At 63.2% G+C, this 18,907-nt stretch carries 20 protein-coding genes; 9 read left to right on the plus strand and 11 right to left on the minus strand.

All coding sequences use genetic code 11. The annotated features are described in order from the left end of the window. Nucleotides 1–9 precede the first annotated feature (9 nt). Complete coding sequence (locus tag AC6I1W_RS08165) at nt 10–1,164, plus strand: MFS transporter (RefSeq protein ID WP_117189615.1); 1,155 nt, start codon at nt 10–12, stop codon at nt 1,162–1,164. A 90-nt stretch (nt 1,165–1,254) separates the two neighbouring features. Here the strand turns inward: AC6I1W_RS08165 and AC6I1W_RS08170 are convergent, their stop codons facing one another. Next, entirely contained in the window at nt 1,255–2,454 is a 1,200-nt protein-coding gene (locus tag AC6I1W_RS08170; RefSeq protein WP_016667573.1) for a pyrophosphate--fructose-6-phosphate 1-phosphotransferase, read from the minus strand. Between the two features lie 260 nt (nt 2,455–2,714). On the opposite strand from AC6I1W_RS08170, the gene AC6I1W_RS08175 reads away from it, so the two are divergent. Genes AC6I1W_RS08175 through AC6I1W_RS08185 form a run of 3 tightly spaced genes read left to right on the plus strand, consistent with a single transcriptional unit; the run spans nt 2,715 to nt 4,431 of the window. Next, nucleotides 2,715–3,035 (plus strand): hypothetical protein, encoded by a 321-nt coding sequence (locus AC6I1W_RS08175; protein ID WP_069102812.1) that lies wholly within the window; start codon nt 2,715–2,717, stop codon nt 3,033–3,035. Nucleotides 3,036–3,072: 37 nt separating this feature from the next. Beyond that, nucleotides 3,073–3,693 (plus strand): L-threonylcarbamoyladenylate synthase, encoded by a 621-nt coding sequence (locus AC6I1W_RS08180; protein ID WP_065672702.1) that lies wholly within the window; start codon nt 3,073–3,075, stop codon nt 3,691–3,693. Nucleotides 3,694–3,744: 51 nt separating this feature from the next. After that, a complete protein-coding gene (locus tag AC6I1W_RS08185; protein WP_462552539.1) occupies nt 3,745–4,431 on the plus strand; it encodes a 5'-methylthioadenosine/adenosylhomocysteine nucleosidase in 687 nt (228 codons plus the stop codon). Between the two features lie 29 nt (nt 4,432–4,460). On the opposite strand, the gene AC6I1W_RS08190 is transcribed toward AC6I1W_RS08185, so the two are convergent. Genes AC6I1W_RS08190 through AC6I1W_RS08210 form a run of 5 tightly spaced genes read right to left on the minus strand, consistent with a single transcriptional unit; the run spans nt 4,461 to nt 10,345 of the window. Further along, nucleotides 4,461–5,372, minus strand: a complete 912-nt coding sequence (locus tag AC6I1W_RS08190; RefSeq protein WP_069101422.1) for a diacylglycerol/lipid kinase family protein — start codon at nt 5,370–5,372, stop codon at nt 4,461–4,463. A 44-nt stretch (nt 5,373–5,416) separates the two neighbouring features. Then, nucleotides 5,417–6,067: an IMPACT family protein gene (locus AC6I1W_RS08195; RefSeq protein WP_065672704.1), complete on the minus strand. Its 651-nt coding sequence runs from the start codon at nt 6,065–6,067 to the stop codon at nt 5,417–5,419. After that, nucleotides 6,064–7,818: an FUSC family protein gene (locus AC6I1W_RS08200; protein ID WP_065672705.1), complete on the minus strand. Its 1,755-nt coding sequence runs from the start codon at nt 7,816–7,818 to the stop codon at nt 6,064–6,066. Before AC6I1W_RS08200 ends, AC6I1W_RS08195 begins: the two co-directional genes overlap by 4 nt. Continuing rightward, nucleotides 7,815–9,302 (minus strand): Hsp70 family protein, encoded by a 1,488-nt coding sequence (locus tag AC6I1W_RS08205; protein ID WP_065672706.1) that lies wholly within the window; start codon nt 9,300–9,302, stop codon nt 7,815–7,817. Before AC6I1W_RS08205 ends, AC6I1W_RS08200 begins: the two co-directional genes overlap by 4 nt. Before the next feature lie 35 nt (nt 9,303–9,337). After that, on the minus strand, nt 9,338–10,345 hold the full coding sequence (locus AC6I1W_RS08210) for a PAC2 family protein (protein ID WP_270236067.1): 1,008 nt from the start codon (nt 10,343–10,345) through the stop codon (nt 9,338–9,340). Between the two features lie 386 nt (nt 10,346–10,731). Between AC6I1W_RS08210 and AC6I1W_RS08215 the strand changes: the two genes are divergently transcribed. Then, complete coding sequence (locus AC6I1W_RS08215; RefSeq protein ID WP_065672863.1) at nt 10,732–11,235, plus strand: peptidylprolyl isomerase; 504 nt, start codon at nt 10,732–10,734, stop codon at nt 11,233–11,235. A 9-nt stretch (nt 11,236–11,244) separates the two neighbouring features. Here AC6I1W_RS08215 and AC6I1W_RS08220 read toward each other — a convergent pair whose 3' ends face one another. Both AC6I1W_RS08220 and AC6I1W_RS08225 read right to left on the minus strand, forming a co-directional pair. Continuing rightward, nucleotides 11,245–12,057 carry an alpha/beta fold hydrolase gene (locus AC6I1W_RS08220; RefSeq protein ID WP_016667583.1) on the minus strand — a complete coding sequence of 271 codons (813 nt, stop codon included), beginning with the start codon at nt 12,055–12,057 and terminating at the stop codon, nt 11,245–11,247. Further along, on the minus strand, nt 12,054–12,335 hold the full coding sequence (locus tag AC6I1W_RS08225) for an Rv1322 family protein (RefSeq protein WP_036901816.1): 282 nt from the start codon (nt 12,333–12,335) through the stop codon (nt 12,054–12,056). The genes AC6I1W_RS08220 and AC6I1W_RS08225 overlap by 4 nt, the downstream gene beginning before the upstream one ends. A gap of 72 nt (nt 12,336–12,407) precedes the next feature. Here AC6I1W_RS08225 and nucS point away from each other — a divergent pair, with 72 nt between their 5' ends. Continuing rightward, the gene (nucS, locus tag AC6I1W_RS08230) at nt 12,408–13,166 is read left to right on the plus strand and encodes an endonuclease NucS (protein ID WP_171048550.1); all 759 of its coding nucleotides are present in this window, start codon (nt 12,408–12,410) and stop codon (nt 13,164–13,166) included. Between the two features lie 84 nt (nt 13,167–13,250). On the opposite strand, the gene AC6I1W_RS08235 is transcribed toward nucS, so the two are convergent. Together AC6I1W_RS08235 and mce are read right to left on the minus strand one after the other, a co-directional pair. Beyond that, nucleotides 13,251–14,603: a DivIVA domain-containing protein gene (locus AC6I1W_RS08235; RefSeq protein WP_117189028.1), complete on the minus strand. Its 1,353-nt coding sequence runs from the start codon at nt 14,601–14,603 to the stop codon at nt 13,251–13,253. Between the two features lie 137 nt (nt 14,604–14,740). After that, nucleotides 14,741–15,199, minus strand: a complete 459-nt coding sequence (gene mce, locus AC6I1W_RS08240; RefSeq protein WP_015582742.1) for a methylmalonyl-CoA epimerase — start codon at nt 15,197–15,199, stop codon at nt 14,741–14,743. Nucleotides 15,200–15,444: 245 nt separating this feature from the next. Between mce and AC6I1W_RS08245 the strand changes: the two genes are divergently transcribed. After that, on the plus strand, nt 15,445–15,603 hold the full coding sequence (locus tag AC6I1W_RS08245; RefSeq protein ID WP_016667586.1) for a hypothetical protein: 159 nt from the start codon (nt 15,445–15,447) through the stop codon (nt 15,601–15,603). Nucleotides 15,604–15,605: 2 nt separating this feature from the next. Beyond that, nucleotides 15,606–16,133: a PH domain-containing protein gene (locus tag AC6I1W_RS08250; protein WP_015582741.1), complete on the plus strand. Its 528-nt coding sequence runs from the start codon at nt 15,606–15,608 to the stop codon at nt 16,131–16,133. Between the two features lie 90 nt (nt 16,134–16,223). On the opposite strand, the gene pgm is transcribed toward AC6I1W_RS08250, so the two are convergent. Continuing rightward, nucleotides 16,224–17,855 (minus strand): phosphoglucomutase (alpha-D-glucose-1,6-bisphosphate-dependent), encoded by a 1,632-nt coding sequence (gene pgm / locus AC6I1W_RS08255; protein ID WP_016667587.1) that lies wholly within the window; start codon nt 17,853–17,855, stop codon nt 16,224–16,226. Between the two features lie 112 nt (nt 17,856–17,967). On the opposite strand from pgm, the gene AC6I1W_RS08260 reads away from it, so the two are divergent. Further along, the gene (locus tag AC6I1W_RS08260) at nt 17,968–18,906 is read left to right on the plus strand and encodes a tetratricopeptide repeat protein (protein ID WP_117189030.1); all 939 of its coding nucleotides are present in this window, start codon (nt 17,968–17,970) and stop codon (nt 18,904–18,906) included. Nucleotide 18,907: the final 1 nt, after the last annotated feature.

Below are 18,907 nucleotides of genomic sequence, written 5' to 3' on the forward strand. Positions count from 1 at the left end.
GGAGTCGTCATGTTCACGTTGCCTCCGCTGTTCACCTCATGGTGGAGGAGCTCTACCAGAGCTTCAGATGCATCACTGGGCTGGGTGACGACGTGTGCGGTTCTTGCGTCGGGGCTGTTGACATACGTCGCCGGGATCGTTCGTCAACAGTTGGGCACTCGCTGGATGTATGTCGTGGCGACGGTCCTCATGATGGTGTCTCTGGCGGTCGTCGTGGTGGACTCACGGTCGCTACCGGTTGCTTACATGTGGGCGCTGTTGTCCGGAGCATCCTCGGCCTTCACGTATTCCCCCTCATTGACTGCGGTCCAAGAATGGTTTCCGCGACAGTTGGGGCTGGTTACCGGATTGGTCAACGCCAGTTTCGCCCTTCCCGCTGCCGCAGCTGCCCCTGTCGTCGCGGCAATGCTGAAACATTGGGGGTTCACAGACACGGTCGTGACGCTGATGATCGGCGTTGCCGTCACACAGGTCCTGGTGATTTTTCTTTCCACCCCGCACTGGCTCGAGAAGGAGCGTAGGGCAGGGTTAGCGGCATCGCGGGAAGAAATTTCAGCACCGTCTGCAACCACCGCGCAAGCCGTGCGGACGCCCGCGTTCTGGCAGGTTTGGGCGATCTGGTTCGCTGGTGGTGGGGCAGCCATCACGATGATGACTTTCGCTGCCACTTATTCCGCGCATCTCAATGATATTGGGGTGCGAGTCAGCGCGGTGGCGGCGGTTACCGCGTTCGTCTCCGGAAATGGGCTGATACGAGTGATCAACGCGATGGTGCTCGATCGTGTCGGACCGACGGTCATCGGAGCCGTGACTTCCTTGACCCTTGCCATGGGGTACGTGTTGTTGGGTTTCGTCACCAGTGGTTGGGCACTCATCGTGGTGGCTTTCCTGGCAGGAGTCGCTTTGGGGACAATCTTCACGATCTCGCCCTTGTTACTGACACCCCTCTTCGGTCTCAAACACTTTGGGCCCATCTTTGGGCTGGCCTTCACTGCCTACGGTGTTTTCGGTGCTTTTGCTGGCCCTATGCTTAGCTCATATCTGGCTCAGCAACTGGGATATGCCCTGGTATTCATCTATCTTGCCGTGTTGATGGTCTGGGCTTTCTTGTCTGTACTCGCCGTCAATCGCTCAAGACGGCGAATGACAGCGCATTGGGTTTAATAGGGTTCCACGTACCACAATGGCCCTTCCGCTCTCAATCAGTCCACCGGGACCGATTCGTGCGGAAGGGCCATTGGCGAGTCAGAACTGTCAGGCCTGCCCGATCTCGCTGAGCATGTCGGTGAACCAGGGCTGCGTGACATCGAAGGGCTTGCCACCCTTGATGCGGTCGAAGGCGATGTTGGTCAGCTCGTCGCCGTTCTCCTCGTCCTGACCGATGACGCCAGCCCTGCCGGCGAGGGCGCAGTCGACGGCCAGATCGGTGCAGCGGCCGATGAGCTCGAGATCGGCCTCGTTGGAGGCAGCCGAACGGGAGAAGTAACCCGACTTCTGGACCATGACCTTCTCGGCTCCCAGCTTCTCGGCGAACTGCTTGCCGAACCAGGCGCCAGGGTTGACCTTGTCGAGCTTGACGTGGCCGAAGGGGTCGCGCGGGACCTCCTGTCCGGCCTTCTCCATCTCCTCAATGATGGCGTCGAGGCCAGCGCCCTCGGACAGGAAGATGGTGACGTTGCCGATCTCGTCCATGACCTTGTTGAGGCGCTCGGCCTCGGCCTCGAGGTCGAGGTGAGCCTCCGGGACGTACACGGCGTGGACGTCCCAGGCCTCCTTGGACAGACCGATCTCGGGGACCCACTCCTGGGTGTCCAGCCACTCGCGGTACTTGGCGGCGGTGGCTGCGGTCAGCCAGCCACAGTTACGTCCCATGACCTCGTGGACGATGAGCATGCGGGATCCGGAGTTGTGCTCACCGACGATGTTCTGGGCGAAGCGGGAACCCTGCTCAGCAGCGGTCCAGGCGCCCAGCGACTGACGGATCGGGATGACGTCGTTGTCGATGGTCTTGGGCAGACCGACGACGGTGAGGCCGTAGTCGTGCTCTGCCAGGTACGCGGCGAGGTCAGCGGCGGTGGTGTTGGTGTCGTCGCCACCGATGGTGTGCAGGACGTCGACCCCGTCGGAGACCAGACGGTCAGCAGCAACCTTGAGGGGATCGTCGCCCTCGGCGACCAGACCACGCTTGACGAGGTCGGCGGCATTGGTGAGCTTGACGCGGGAGTTGCCGATCGGGGAACCACCGAAACGCTTGAGGACCTCGGCGTTCTTGCGCACAGTGTCGGTGACCTCGATGAAGTCTCCCTTGAGCAGGCCCTCGTAGCCGTGTTTGTAGGCGATGATCTCGACCTCGGGGGCAACCTCGGTGTAGCGCTGGATCAGACCACTGATCGCCGTGGACAGGCAGGGCGCGAATCCACCGGCGGTGAGGAGAGCGACCTTCTTGACGGCCATGGGAAACCTTTCGTTCGTCGTGCGATGACGCTATTAAGCCTATGGCACGAGTCGAAACGCCACACCGGGGGAGCAAATGTCAACCCTTTCCAGGGCACTGGGGTTCGTGTTGGTGTGATGGTATGACGAGTAATGCGTTAATGCACCGACGTGTGGCCAGTGCGAGGAGGATGGATCCATCCCAGCGCCATGGCGATCGTGGCGTCAGTCTTTCCGTCGTCGTCACGGTGTTGCTTCCGGTCCTTCTCCTTGCCGCTGGGGTGGCCGTGGATGGGGCAGAACAGGCGAGGGCTGCTCGACTTGCCCACACCGTCGCTGCGGAGGCTGTTCGGGCTGGATGCGAGGAGGGATCAGCTGCTCAGCTGGTAGGACAGGACGGCTCCGGATCAGCTCGCAAGGCCGCGGAGAAGTCGGCTCGTGGAGCCGAGATCAAGGGAATGAGTCAGCTGGCCATTGACGTCGAGGGAGACGCCGTCAGCGTCGCTGTGCAGGTCACCAGACCAACTCATCTGCTCTCGCTCATCGGCGTGCTGGAGGTCCATGGTCAGGCGCGCGAAATGTGCACGTTGATGGCTCGCTGACCGCCATGGGAGTCCGCTGCGGCGATACGATGACAGGGTGTCCAAGTACTTCCCGGTGCACCCGGAGAACCCGCAGCAGCGTTCCCTCAACCAGGTCGTCGACATCCTGCGCGACGGTGGCCTGATCGCCTACCCGACCGATTCAGGTTACGCGTTCGGGGCACGGCTGGGGAACAAGGACGCCCTGGATCGGATTCGCAAGTTCCGTGAGCTGTCCGACAAGCATCACTTCACCTTGGTGATGAGCGAGTTCGCCCAGGTCGGACAGTACGTCCAGATGGACAACTGGGTCTTCCGGGCCGTCAAGGCGGCCGTCCCCGGGCGATACACGTTCATCCTCAAGGCGACTCGTGACGTACCGAAGATCATGCTCCATCCGCGCAAGAAGACCGTGGGTGTCAGGGTGCCTCAGCACGTGACAGCTCTGTCTCTGCTGGAGACCCTCGACGAGCCGATCGTCTCCTCGACCCTCATCATGCCCGGGCATGGTACCCCGATGGTCGACGGTTGGCAGGTCCAGGACGAGATCGGTGATCATCTGGACGCCGTCATCGATTCTGGAGACTGTGGCATCGAACCGACGACGGTGGTTGACTTCACCTCTGGGGAAGCAGTGATCACACGCCGCGGTGCCGGTGATCCGTCCCCCTTCGAGTGAGACCATCTGTCCCTCGAATCGTGACGGCGACTGACGAAGGATGTTGACGACGTGCTTGGCCTGATGGGTGCAATGGAGGATGAGGTCCGTCTCATCCGCGAGGACCTTGACGAGGTCGTGGAGTTGGACGGTCCGTGCGAATTGCTGCGCGGCCGGTTGGACGGAACACCGGTGGTGCTGGCGAAGTGTGGCATCGGCAAGGTGAATGCGGCCCTGGCGGCCTCAGCCATGGTTCAGGCCGGCGCTACGAGCATCGTCTTCACCGGTGTCGCTGGTGCCGTAGCCCCCGGTCTGGGTATCGGTGACGTCGTCGTCGGGGACAAGTTCCGACAGCACGACGCTGACGACACTGCCTTTGGCAACCCCATCGGCATCATCCCCGGGGAGCCAGCATTCTGGGAGCCGGATCCGGATCTTTCCACCAAGGTACTGGGGGCGCTGCAGGCTCTCGAGGGGCCGCGCGGTCACCACGTCGTCGCCGGAACCATCGTCAGTGGCGACCAGTTCATCGCTCAGGCCGAGAAGGTCGCGTGGTTGCGCACCACCTTTGACGCCAGTGCGGTCGAGATGGAGGGTGCGGCTCTGGCACAGGCTGCCAGCCACCTCGGGGTGCCCTTCGCCGTCGTGCGAATCCTGTCGGACTCCGCCGATGGTGACGCCACTTCCGATTTCCCCGCTTTCCTCAACGACGCCGCCCGTCGCGGACGTGACCTGGCCCACGCCTTGGCTCAGGCCTGAGAGGTCAGGTCCGAATCCATCCGGGGCCCTCAGGCCCGCACCAGCAGGGCTCCGGGGGCCACCCGTGTTCTCATCGTCGTCACCTTGCCCACCAGATCGCCATCAACCTCGGCGAGGATCGGCCCGGAACCAGACCTCACGAGCGCTGTTCGTGAGGAGGCGTGACGCACCAGTCGGTGTCCGTGACGATGCCGGGTGACGAAATGGTTGAGGACGGCGACCCAGCCGACGATCCCGTGGGGAGACAGGGTCAGGACGTCCAGGGTGCCGTCGTCAATACGGCCGTCCGGGACGAGATCGACCCCACCAGGCAGGACGGAGCAGTTGCACACCAGCACTGTCCGAGCCCGCGTGACGACCGGTTTGCGACCATCGACGCTGGTGCGGGCCTGGAACCCGGGTTGGATGAGGGTCTGGGCACCTGATGCCACATAGGCCAGCCATCCGAGTCTGTCCTTGAGACGGTCCTGGGTGCCGGCCATCATCTGAGCATCCATGCCCATGCCAATGATGACGGTGAAGCAGATCTCCTCGGACTCGTCGAAACGGACGTAACCAAGATCGATGGCTCGCACTGGGCGGGTCAGTACGGCGTCGAGGGAGGCCGCCAGATCAGTGTGGGGCAGATTGAGATTGCGGGCCAGAAGATTGCCCGTCCCCATGCCGAGAATCCCCATCGGGACTCCGGTACCTGCTAGACCAGCTGCGACCTGACGGATTGTTCCGTCGCCGCCCAAGGCCAGGACGAGGTCGGCGCCATCATTGACAGCGCTCATGGCCAGGCCGTGACCGAAGTCATCGTCGGTGGTGGGAAGGAAGGACGGGTTGACCCCCAAGTGCTCCTGGCATTTGTCCTCGATGAGAGTGCGCCACTGGGGGTTGGTGGCAGTCTTCACCGAATTATGGATGACTGCCACGGTGCGCGGCTGAGATGTGTGCACGTCGTGAGCCTAGGGCATCAGACCAATTTCGTGGCCGCTCCGTCTCAGTGCGTGAGGTCGACCCAACGCTGCGCCCTCGGCGTCAGATCGACGTCACGGCCCAGGAGCTCGGCCAGTTCGACAGCCAGATGGTCGGCCTGACCCGCTCGGCAAGCCAAGGTGAGGAGGGCCCCGTCTGCGGTGTAGTCGACCGTAACGACCTCGTGTCCGGCAGCTCGGATGACTCCTTCTTCGTGGCCAGCTTGTCGTAGGTCGAGTAGGGTCGTGAAGGTGTCCATGAGGACTCGACGATGCAGCGAGGCCGAGTCCAAGACCTTGGTGACCGCGTTGCCATAGGCGCGGGTCAGGCCGCCAGCTCCCAGCTTGATGCCACCGAACCACCGGCTCGTGACGGCTACGACGTCCGACAGATGCGGCTGGTCGTCAGAATTCGAGGCCGTGAGGGCTTTCAAGGTCGGCATTCCGGCTGTTCCAGCAGGCTCGCCGTCGTCGCTGCAGCGCTGGGCATGGCGATCAGGTCCGATGACGAAGGCGGAGACGTGGTGACGGGCATCGTGGCCATCTCGTCTCGCTTGGGCGATGACGTCACGAGCTTCTTCCTCGGTCTCGACGCGGACCAGTTTGGTTCGGAAGATCGAGCGTTTGATCTCCAGTTCAGCCTCGACCGGGTCCGTCAGGACGATGTACTCGTTCACCTGACCCCCGGTAGGGAGGTGACCATGTCGAGGCGGATCTTCTCCATCTCATCGACGACGATGTGGGCATCGAGGTTCTGACTGGAGATCGGAGGTAGACCGGTGATGAAGACCGCGATGTCGGCCAACAGCCGGCGTGCCCACGGCACGGGCTTGTCGATGGTGTGCCAACACACCGATAGCAGGTCGTAGCCGGTCTCGGTGACGGTGCAATCGACCTTGGACCAGTCCTGCAGAGCTTGTGGAGCGTCGGGGCGAGTAGCAGAGAGCAGGGCAGATCCGCGGATCAATTCATGGACCATCTGGTTGCGTTCCACCTGGGCCTGTGAGGTACTGGTGTGGCCGTCTGCCAGCGACCGCAGTACAGGCATCATCGAGCGCAAGGTGCGGCGGTACTGACTGCGCACCAGAAGCACGGGAGCCCGCCGACCGACGACGTGGATCGTGATGATGCCGACGGCCAGACCGACGACCGTCTCAAGGATCCTGTCCTGGGCCAGCTGGTACATCTCACCGGGCTGGGTGAGTGGTGTCATGAGCAGTGCGAAACAGGTGATGAAGATGCAGGCGATGCCGTAATTGCGCGTCACCATGGCCTGCATGATCCACAGGAAGACGATGATGAGGCCGATCTGGACCCAACCTGACGGTCCGAAGGCTGCCACGGCCAGGTAGAGCCCCAGCCCGATGACCGTCCCGAGCACGCGGTGGATGGCCCGGATGGTCATGTCGGAGCGGGTGGCGTCCATGTGCATGAGGATCAGCACGCTGAGGATGGCCCAGTAAGGATGGCCGAAGGGCAGCAGGATCATGAGCAAGGCGGCGAAGAAGACGCCGGTGGCTGCTCGAAGTGCCAGCATTGTCGGTCGGGAGCCACGCTCCAGTGCTGTCCGGAGCAGATAACTTGCCTTGGGTCGCCCCAGCGGGGTCCAGTCCAGATGGTCTGGAAGAGACACGTCGGCGGATGGGAAGGCTTCCAGCCTCAGCTCGTGCTCCAGGCGCATGTGGGCGGTGACGAGTCGGGCTCTCAGCTCGGAGAGCTCGGACATCTCCGACGGGTTGTCGGCCCCGGAGGCGTGACCGTCGTTGTAGGCCCACCACGCCTGATGGATGGCAGCGTGGGCTGCCGAGCGCAGCCGGGCAACCTCGTGGCTGTCGGCATCCTCGTCGGGCTCACAATAATTGTTGACCGCTGTCTCGGCCTTCTCGACGGCGAGCCGCACCGGTCGGTGCGGCGAGATGAAGCAGATGATCATCGACACCATGGCGGCGATGAGGAAGGAAGGGCCGGTCGAGGTGAAGACCGTTGCGATCGTCCACCCATGGCTGGCCATGTAGGCGCCGAAAGCCCCGGCGAAGAGAATGTTGAGAGGTCCCGGCGGACCCAACTGCAGAGCGTGCCAGGTCCAGATGATGACGAGGCTCCACGCGGCCAGGATGAGCGGCATGATCCACTCCACCCGCATGGACAACAGGCCTAGACACTGGGAAAGGACCGTCGCGACACCGACGCCGATGAGGATTCGAGCGCGCGACAGTGGGGCATTGCTGTTGCCCGCCAGTGCGCCCATGGCACCCATCATTCCCATGGCGGCATGGCTTGGGTCGGTGATGAGCCCCATCGTCACCAAGGACACTGCCATCGGGATGATGAGGATGACTGCCTGCTTATTGCGTCCCGGAGCTGGGCGAATGGTGATCAGTCTGTGCAGCAGGTGGCGCAGTGAGGATGGTTTGTCAGTCGGGCTCATCGATGCACCGTACCGGTGCTCGTCGTTGTTGGACGTCCCATGGTAACGGTGGTGGACCATCCAGTGTCGACGTCGGTGATCGTCGCGGTGACCATACCGGTCTCGAGGATGGTGTAGGTCTCCTCAATGAGGTGACCGTTGTTGACCTCGTGGACGTCGACCTGGTCAGCGTCGAGGTCGTTACCCGTGTTCTGCAGAGTCTCGTCGAAGGGGAAGACGACAGTGGCAAAGGGAATGAGGTCACCCACCGGTTCGCCGTTGGCGTCAGTCCGCGAGAACTCCACGAAGCGGAAGACGCCGATGTTGTGACGGCAACGGTAGGTTCGCGTGATCGTCGTCGTCCCGGAGAGCCGGGTGCTCTGGTCGGTGAGGACGTCGAAGCCGATGCCTCGTCCGGACTCAGTCTCGCGGAACACACCGAAACCGCGGGAAAGGCGGTCACGGATTCCCAGGGTGTCCGCGTCAGCGGCGACGGCCAGACCGATCGCGGTGGCCGAGGTCGGGTTGGGAGAACGGTGCACTCGTCGCCCGAAGAGTTCGCGCAGCCGGCGGGGAACGATCAGCAGGGACGTGGCGCCACCGACGAGATGGATACCGGCGACGTCGGAGTCAGCGCTGTTGAGCAGGGAGGACAACGGATCCATGGTCTCGATGGTGCGATCGACCAGCGGCTGGCACGCTTCGGCCACCTCGGCGACCGGAATGCGAAGAGTCGTCGAGTCGAGGTCCACGAGGAGGTTCCGAGACTGGGGACGCAGGGCTTCCTTGGCGATTCGGCACGCCTCGACGAGTTCGTCACGATCGACAGAGATGTCGCTGAGATGACGTGCGGCCAGATCAGCCAGCACCTCGTCGAAGTCGTCGCCACCGAGGTCATTGAGACCGACGGAGTCGAGGACTTCCGGGCTCTGGCCGGACATGTTGACCAGGGATGCGTCGAAGGTGCCACCACCGAGGTCATAGATGATGACCCTGGTGCGCTTGGAATTGAGGTTCCGGGCGTGACGGAGGGCGAATTCCAGCCCGGCCGCAGACGGCTCGTTGACGAGGCCGAGCACATCAATACCGGCCTGACGTGCAGCATCCATCGTCACGAGGCGCTGTCCGGTGTGAGCGTGGGCGGGTACACCGAGGACGGCACGATGAGGTCCGGGGACGTCGATGCACGAGATGACATGACGCAGAAAGTCGGCCCACAGATCGACCAACGGGATCTCCATCTCCCCGATGTGGACCAGGGTCGACGGGCCGGCCCCGGGGGCCGCCAGGAGGCGCTTCACCGAGCGGACGCCAGGGGCTCCACCGGCCATCGCCTGGCGGGCCTCAAAGCCGTGGACGAGGGACCCGCCGACGACCGCGCTCACGCTGGGCAGCTGGTCGTGTGAGTCTCCTTCCGTGTCGAGGAAGGGCAGCAGGGGGTGGTTTCCGTTGTCAACAGCAGCAACCGCGGTGTAGGTGGTTCCCAAGTCGATTCCCAGATCCATGCCGGGCAGTCTATGACTGGGTACAGACAATGCCCTTATCCGTCCGAATCGCCTCCGCGACGGGGACGGTAATCAGGGGTGTCGTCGTCGGCGTCACCGTCGTTGCCACGTCGCGGACCGGAAGGATTGTCGTCACTGCGGGAATCGTCCCCGTCGTCGATGGAACGCAGGAAGTCCTCGACCTCGGCGCCAATGTCCTCAGCGTCAGGGACTGTGACCTCGGTGGTGCCGAGCTCGCGCTGGGCAACTCGCGAGTCGTACTGCTCCTCGAGGGCATGGAGCATGGTCTTGAGCTCCTCAGAACCATTGACCTGGGTGTCGATCTCGGCACGAACGGTCTTGGCGGCCATTGCCAGAGCGTTGATGGGCAGGGCCAGGCCGGTTGCGCCGCGCAGTGCCTCGACGAGGGCGCGGGCCGACTCCGGGTAGTCCAGGTCAGCCAGGTAGTGCGGCACGTGGGACGCCAGGCCGATGACGGCGTGGTTAGTTTCCCCCAACCGCTGCCCGAGGACAACCGGGAAGGACGCCGGCACCTGAACGCGGCCAAACGGTGAGGTGGATCCCAGGATGAGTTCGGGACGCGACGCCCATCGGGTGACCATGGCGGGTCGGGTATGAGGAGTCGGTACGGGAATCGAATCAGTGATAACGGTCAGACGGATCCCCATGGAGTCCACGAGGTTTGTCAACGACGACACCAAGGTCTCCCAGCCCAGTGCCGGTTCAGGGCCGTCGAGGACGAGGAAGGCCTGTCCGAGTTGATCCGTGACCTCGTGAAGGACCAGACGTGGGCGTTCATAGCCCTCGAAATGGTCAGTGTCGAAGATGATGGGCTGGCGGGAATCGCGGTGGTCCAGGAGGAAGTCGATGTCGAATTCACCGAGCTCGTGGTGGGGGAGTTCGGTGAAGATCGCGTCACGGACCCGTGCCTGTACGCGTCCGGTGTCGTTGAAGGACTGCACCAGGGTGATGAGGGCGGACACCTCCTTATCGGGACCCACGATTCCGGGGTGCCAGCGGAAGCGGTCGCTCTGCTGATCCATGGGTGTCCTCCTTCGAATAGGTCCAGGTTGTGTAACCCCGTGAGTCCTCACTCTATTCCGTCGGAGCGGTGGGTAGCCTGACCGCGTTGCCAGATAACAGAAGGACGGACTACATGAGGATGACGTGCCGAGCAGCAACCGCGGTCGCCGTTGCAGGGTTCTCCCTGCTCGCCGGATGTTCACAGACTCGCGGAGAGGTGCCCGGGGTCAGCGATTCCCCTGATCGTTGGTGGACGGCTGCCCCCTCGACGACGAGCCAGCCAGCCAGCACCCATGAAGCCCAGCAGAGTCCCGCCCATGCCCCGGCACCGACGACACCGACGCCAGCGGCGGCCAGCGGTCCGTGCGGTTACGCCGTGACAGGCAAAGCGGCTCGTCCTGTCGACATGCCTCGTTCCGACGAGATTGAGAGGACGGGATCGGCAACCGTCACCTTGACGATCAACGAGGCGCCCGTGGTGCTGACGGTGGATCGTGCCACGGCTCCGTGCGCCGTCAACTCGTTCATGTCCTTGGCCGAACAAGGTTTTTACAACGACACGTCGTGTCACAAGCTGTCGACCGGAGACGCGAAGTACCTTCAGTGCAGCGACCCGTCCGGCACTGGTAATGGCGGACCCGGGTACTCGTACCCGGTTGAGAAGGGAGCCAAGACCGGCGGATCAGTAGGTGCGGGCACCCTTGCTCTGGTGACAGATTCCCAGCACCGTCTGGGATCGCAATTCGCCTTGGTGTACGGGGACTCCAAGCTGCCAGACTCATTCGTAGTCATCGGGAGCATCGATCGGGAAGGTGTCGACAGCATCTCCGAAATCGCTGACAAGGGGTTGGCCGAGGACGGGAGCTCCCCCAAGGTCGACACCCGTATCGGCTCGGTGGTGATGGGCTGAGCCTCGGCGTCAGGAGGGATCTCCCTGACAGCGCGACAGGAAAGCTGCCAGAACCTGCACGAAAACTGCGGGCTGGTCCGAGTGCACCCAATGACCCGAGTTCTTCACTCGAATTCGGCGCACCTGGGGGAAGAGCTCGTGCATGGCCTGGGAGTGATCTGGGCCGACGTAATCAGACTCCTCGGCGGTGATCCACAGCACCGGTCCGTCCCAGGTCGTATTGACCGACGGCCACGAACCAATGTCTGACAAGCCACTACCCAGCAGGTCAAGATTCATCTGCCAGTACCAGCGGTTGTTCTCACCGGTGTCATGCCGCAGGTTCTGCAGCAAGAACTGACGGATCGTCGCGGAAGGGATCACATCGGACATCTGCTCCTCGGCCTCGCGTCGCGTGGTCAAGGCACACAGATTCACTGATTTCATGGCCTGGACGAGGGGATCCAGGCGGGTGAGACGTGAATCCACCGGTGCCATATCGACGACGGTGAGGCTGCGCGCAAGATCAAAATTGTCCAGAACTGTCCGCATGACGACCTTGCCGCCCATGGAGTGGCCCAGGAGATGAACCGGGCGGTCCCCGCTGGTCGTCCTGATCGTCTCGGAGAGGGCCTTGGCCATGGCTGGGTAGGAGAAATCCTGTGTCCAGGGGGACCGGCCATGGTTCGGCAGGTCCACGAGGATGCAGCGATAGTCGTCCGGACCGGTGGCGAGGAGGTCCTTGGCGACCCTGGTGAAGTTCTTTCCCTGCCCGAAGACCCCGTGACACCAGTAGACGTCCTGACGACCGTCACCGAGGGTGGTCAGGTGAAGCTCATTCATGGACGCGACCTCCAACACCCGGTGTGCCAGTGACGACGCTCCTCGACCGGGGACGTGGAGAACATCGATGGTTCATGCGGCCAGGCGACGACGTGCGGGGTTCCCGGCTGGATGGGATGAAGACACCCGGGGCACGTGTAGACCTTGAGCGCTCGGTCAGCAGGCACCATGCGTACGACGTGCTGACCGTCCCTCTTGTACTCAGAATGGGGATGGCTGGTCGCACTGAGGGGGCGGGCTCGACGCTGCCACTTGCGCGAACCATGATGACGACCCATGGGGTCCATTGTGCCGCACCTGGTACCGGGGAGGACAATGCTGAGGGGATGGGCCCATGCCGGCGCACCAGAATGGCGTTCGAGGTCGAGGCTGAGGTGCAGGTAAAGTCCGACTCCGTGCGTCTCGTCATTGCGCCCTGCCAGGTTGACTACACCGGTCGTCTTACCGCCCATCTGCCATGGGCGAAGCGGCTCATCGTCGTCAAGTCAGACAACTCGGTGAGTGTCCATGCCGACGACCGTGCATACAAGCCACTGAACTGGATGAGTTCCCCGTGCACCTTGACGACCCGTCCTTGTCTGCCCGACGAGCCGGCCGCCACGGCCGCCGTGGACGCCGAGGTCGAAGAGGTCTGGGAGGTTGATGCCCCGACCGGAGATCATCTGCAAATCCTGCTGGGCCCGAAATTCCTCGACGTCACCGAGGAGCTGGGAGCTGACCCTGGTCTGCAGAAGGACGGGGTGGAGGCTCATCTTCAGGAGTTGCTCGCCGAGAATCCGGACACCTTTGGGGCAGGCTGGTCGCTGGTCCGCCGTGAATACATGACGCCGATTGGTCCGGTGGACCTGCTGTGCCGTGATGCCGAGGGTGTCTACGTTGCTGTCGAGGTCAAGAGACGCGGTGAGATCGACGGGGTGGAGCAGCTCACCCGCTATCTGGAACTCATGAACCGCGACCACCTGTTGGGTGATCGGGTCAGGGGGGTCTTCGCGGCCCAGAAGATCAAGCCACAGGCGCGCACCCTGGCCACGGACCGTGGCATCGAATGCGTCACCGTCGACTATGACGCCCTACGTGGCATGGATCATCCGGAGGATCGCTTGTTCTGACCCCGAGGTCATTCCTGGCTCCCTACTGAAATGTGAGTGGCCCCGACCTGAAGGTCGGGGCCACTCACATTTCAGGGCCAGTTCTCACTTCTCGGGCTTACTGCCCTGAGGGAGGACCTGGGTCTTCTCATTGTCCGACTCATCGTCCTCGGAGTCCCGGGACTCTGACTGCTGAGCGGTGGTCGCGCCTCCATGCTCGCCATCCTTGGCCTTGTCATTCTTGGTTGCTGGGAGCACCTGGGTGGCCTGATCTTCCTGGGGAGCCTTTGCCGCAGACGGCATACCGTCAGTCCTGGGCTTCGGGTCGATGACGATGGTGGCGTCCTCGGAGCTGTCAGCCTCCGACTGCTCGGCGAACGGATCAGCATCGGGGTAGGCGCTCTCGGCTTCCCCTGCCAGAGCCTTGAGGTTGCTGAGCTGGGCGAGGACGGCCTTCTTGCGCTGCAGCAGGGCAGCGGTCTCGCGTTCCAACTGTTCCTTGCGCCAGGCGTATTGCTCCTCAAGGCGTTCCTTCATCATGGCTGCTTGACGGTGAGCCGTGGCAATACGGTTCTCCGCGTCACGAGCAGCTTGGTTACGCGTGGATTCGGCCTCCTCGAGTGCGCTCTGACGGATGGTGTCGGCCTCTTCTGTGCGCTTGGCGACAGTGTCGCTGCTGGCCTGCTGATGGGCCTTGGCCTGTTCGAGCAACTCATTGATCTTGGCCATGGCCTGGTCGTGGCTGGCGCGAGCCTCTGCAGTGACGGCAGCGGTCTCCTCTCGTGCCTTCTGGGTGATCTCGGCAGCTTCGTGACGAGCGGACTCAGTGATCTCGGCGGCCTCGGAACGAGCCTTCTCGATGATCTGTGAGACCTGAGCTCGGGCGTTCTGGTCGATGACCGACGCCTTGGTACGTGCCTCGGTGACGATGGCCTCGGCATGAGTTTCGGCCTGCTCGACGATGGTTCGGGCCTGCACGCGGGCCTGCTCGACGGCGGTACGGGAATCCTTGGCAGCCTGGTCACGCAGCTCGTGCTGGTTCGCCAGCCCGGCGACGCGGATATCGTCGGACTCGGTCTGTGCGGCGGCGCGCATGTCAGCAACGACCCGACGGCCTTCCTCCTTGATGCGCTCCGCCTCGTTGCCAGCCATGGCGACGATGTCCTTGGCCTGGGCCTCCGCGGCGGTGAGGATTTCGGTGGCGTGAACTCCCAGACGCTTGAAATCGGTCTGGGTGGCCTCAGCCTGGGCCTGGGAGACCTGTCCGCGTAGGTGCCGGGTGAGTTGCTTCAGGGTCGAAACCTGCTGCTCGATCTCCCGGACGTAGTTGTCGACGCTGGTGCGGTCATAACCCCACATCGAATGGGTGAAACTACCGGCCGCGCTGGCGGTGTCGTCGAAGAGGTTGAGTCCGGTCTCCTCGTCGAACTGGCCGTCAGAGACGTCTTTCGTGCTCACCGATGATCCCCTTTCATTAGGTGACTCCAACGGTACCAATCGGTACCGAATTACAACGGCGCAACTCACCGGGACGAGGCGGGCCCCGGGGACAGTGTCCCCGGGGCCCGAAAACCTCTCACCTCAACGGTGTGACATCAGTCCTTGTAGGGCATGCCACCGGCCGGGGGCTCGGTGATCTCGACGAGAATGCCACCGGTGTGCTTCGGGTGAAGGAAGATGACGCGGGAGCCAGCAGTTCCGATGGAGGGCTCACCGATGAAGACGGCGCCGCGCTCCTTCAGGGTGGCGATGGTCTTGTCCAGGTCGTAGGTGCGGTAACACACCTGCTGGATCATGTTCTTGTTCTTGGAAATGTACTTTCCGATGGTGCTGTCCTCGCCGAGAGGAGCCAGCAGCTGGACGACGGTGCTCTCCTCGCCGCGCTTGCCGGTGGCGATCATCGCCTCCTCGACGCCGTGGCCCTCGTTCTTCTCGCGAAGGAGGACGTGGAAGCCGAGGACGTCGCAGTGGTACTTGATGGCCTCGTCCATGTCCTTGACGGCGAAACCAACGTGGTCGATGCACGCAAAGGGATCATTGTTGAAGTTCTCCATGCGTCAATCCTTGCACTGCCAGCCAAGCCGGAGTCAGTCGGGGTGGGTATTCGACACGACATTGACCGACCTTGTCCGGAGCATCTATGCGATGCGGTGCGATCTGCTGTCCACACCAGTGGGCCTTGTGACGATGTGCGTTCTGCTCGGCGTTGCGAGTGGTGCGGAAGAGATCGTTCGGTCAAGAATGGCTTTGCAGTGTCCCCGAGCCCTTCCCCGGGCCACGTGCCGAGCAAGGAGCCTTAGTGAACGTGAAGAAGACCATCCACACGATCATCGTCGTGTTCCTCGTCGTGTTCTGCTTGTACTACGCCTTCACGGATCCGGCTGGTACTGCTCGCGTGATTCGTGGCTTCTTTAGTGGCCTCTTCGGGTTCATCAGGGCACTGGGCGGGCAGTCCTGACCTTGCCCGACGTCATCCGTCGTTTCATAGACCCCGATGTTGACCGACACCTGCTGGTCGGCGAGGGGGAGTACGTCATTGACGAGGTTTCCAAGCACTGGATCGTCCTGGTGGCCCCAACGATCGCCATGGTGTTGGCAACACTGCTGTTCATCTCAATGGTCTTTGCGCAGCGGTGGTGGGGCCTCCCCCTCGTGATGGGAATCTCCTTGGCGACCTGGGGAGCACTGCGCTTTCACCTGGATCACATGGACCGTTTCGTCATCACCAACATGCGGGTTTTCCGCGTCCATGGCATCTTCGATCAGCACCTGGCGACGATGCCCATGACTCGTATTCTCGACATCTCGGTCGAGCAGCCCTTCCTCGGACGTCTGCTCGGTTATGGCCATTTCATCTTCGAGTCGGCGGCTCAGGACCAAGGCCTGCGTGAGATCGACTACGTCGGGCGCCCGGAGGATCGCGACCTGACGATCCAGCGCGTCATTCAGATGGCCGGCTTGCGGACAAACCTGGCCCATCCCAAGTGACCATGTTGCACGTGACATCGTGATGGACATGACATCGCCCCGACCGCATCCCAGCGGTCGGGGCGATGCAGCGCTCATGATGTCACTGTGTCAGCCTTGCAGGGCCTTGTCGACGATCTCGCGGGCCTCCGTCTGCACGGCAGCCAGGTGGGCGGCGTCGCGCAGGGACTCGGCGTAGATCTTGTACTTGTTCTCGGTGCCGGACGGACGGGCGGCGAACCAGGCATTCTCGGTGATGACCTTGATGCCACCGATGGGAGCACCATTGCCCGGCGCCGTGGTGAGAATCTGCTCGATCCTCTCGCCAGCGATGGCGTCGGCGGAGACGTCGTCGGGGGAGAGGGCCTTGAGGCGGGCCTTCTGCTCACGGTTGGCGTCGGCGTCGATACGGGCGTAGTAGGACTTGCCGAAGCGGTTCTCCAGATCGGCGTAGTGCTCGGAGGGAGAACGTCCGGTGACGGCTCTGATCTCGCTGGCGAGCAGGGCCAGGAGGATGCCGTCCTTGTCGGTGGTCCAGGTGTGGCCGTCGAGATCGAGGAAGGAGGCACCAGCGGATTCCTCGCCACCGAATCCAAGATTGCCACGCGTCAGGCCGGGCACGAACCACTTGAAGCCAACCGGCACCTCGACGAGGCGACGACCGAGATCAGCGGCCACCTTGTCGATGAGGGAGGAGCTCACCAGGGTCTTGCCGATACCGGCGCCGAGGCCCCACCCGGGACGATGGGCGAAGAGGTAACCGATCGCCACCGCCAGGTAGGCATTGGGATTCATGAGACCGGCATCAGGGGTGACGATGCCGTGGCGGTCGGAGTCGGCGTCGTTACCGGTGGCAATGTCATAGGCGTCCTTGTTGGCGATGAGGGAGGCCATCGCGGACGGGGAGGAGCAGTCCATCCGGATCTTGCCGTCGGTGTCGAGGGTCATGAATCGCCAGGTCGGATCGACCTCGGGGTTGACGACCGTCAGATCGATGCCGAGATGATCGGCGATGTACTCCCAGTACTGCACCGAGGCGCCGCCCAGCGGGTCAGCGCCGATGTGTACCCCGGCCTCGTCAATGGCGTCGAGGTCGATGACATTGCGCAGGTCGTCGCAGTAGGCGCTGCGGTAGTCGTAACGGGAGACCTCGTCGCGCACCTGCGCGTACGGCTTGCGACGAATAGCCGACGGATCGGCGAGTAGCTCGTTGGCGCGGTCGGCGATCCAACCGGTGGCATCGGTGTCGGCCGGACCACCGTGCGGCGGGTTGTACTTGAAGCCGCCGTCGCGCGGCGGGTTGTGCGAGGGGGTGACGACGATGCCGTCAGCCTGGCGTCCCTCGCTCAGGCGGTTGTGGACGATGATGGCTCGCGAGACCGCCGGGGTCGGGGTCCACTCGTCGTCATGCTCGGCAACGACCTCGACGTCGTTGGCACGCAGTACCTCGATGGCAGTGGTCCACGCGGGCATGGACAGGGCGTGGGTGTCCTTGCCGATGAACAACGGACCGTCGATGCCCTGGGAGGCACGGTACTCGACGATTGCCTGGGTCGTGGCGGCGATGTGGGCGTCATTGAAGGCGCCGTCCAAGGAGGAGCCGCGGTGACCCGAGGTGCCGAAGACAACCATCTGGTCCGGGTTGGAGGGATCGGGAGTGATGTCGTGGTAGGCCGACAGGACGGCATCGACATCGATGAGATCGGATTCCTGGGCAGGTTTCCCAGCACGTTCATGAGCCATGGGGCCATTCTGTCACCGAGCGGAGCACTGCGGCAGGTCACCGTGAGGAATCAGGGCGTTCAGACCATCGATCGTCACCGATGCTGGGGCGGATTACGAGAGGTCTGGTTGAATGGACGACATGTCTTCTGACTCGATTCATCGTCATGATGCCGTCGATCTGTCGGGGCTGGCAGCTGCAGCTGGTTCCTCCGACTCTCCTGCCGGACCCGCCCCAGCTGGCTCGGGAACCACCAGGACCTGGGTGATCGAGGGTACCGAGGAGAATTTCAACTCGCTGCTCCAGAAGTCGGTGCAGCACCCGGTGCTGGTGGAGTTCACGACACCGAATGCCCATGGTGCCGAGCAGATGTCGTCCGTGCTGCGTCGAGTCACCGACGAGGCCGCCGGCAAATGGCTGCTGGTGCACGTCGACATCGACGCCCAGCCTCAATTGGCCAAGAGCCTGGGCGTTCAGGCCGTTCCGATGCTCGTCGCCGTCATCGGTGGACAGTTGGCACCGCTGGCCCAGGGCACGATCGACGAGCAGCAGTTCCGTCAGATCACCAACCAGGTGACTCAGGCGGCGACGGCCGGTGGCATGGTCGGTCGCGCGGAGCCGGTGACGGTCCAGGCGAGCAGCGAGGAAGCCGTTGGCCCTGACCCGCGCACGGTCGAGGCCGAGAAGCTCATGGACGCCAAGAGGTTCGACGATGCGGTCGCCGCCTATGACGCGCTGCTGGCCAAGGAGCCCAACGACCCCGTCCTCATCGCGGGACGTAACGGGGCAGCGCTGCTGGCACGGCTGGACGGCAAGGACGCTGCGGCACTGCTCACCGCTGCCCAGCAGAATCCTCACGACGTCGAAGCCCAGCTGGCCGCTGCCGACGTCGAGCTCATGGGCGGACGGACCGCTGACGCGTTCAACCGGATCATCCAGGTGGTGCGCACCACCCACGACGAGGAGCGCGAAGCCGCTCGCACTCGCCTGCTGGAGCTCTTCGCCATGGTGGGACAGTCCGATCCTGATGTGGCAGCCGCGCGACGTTCGCTGGCAGCAGCATTGTTCTGAT

The sequence above is a fragment of the Cutibacterium sp. KB22876 genome (assembly GCF_059728865.1).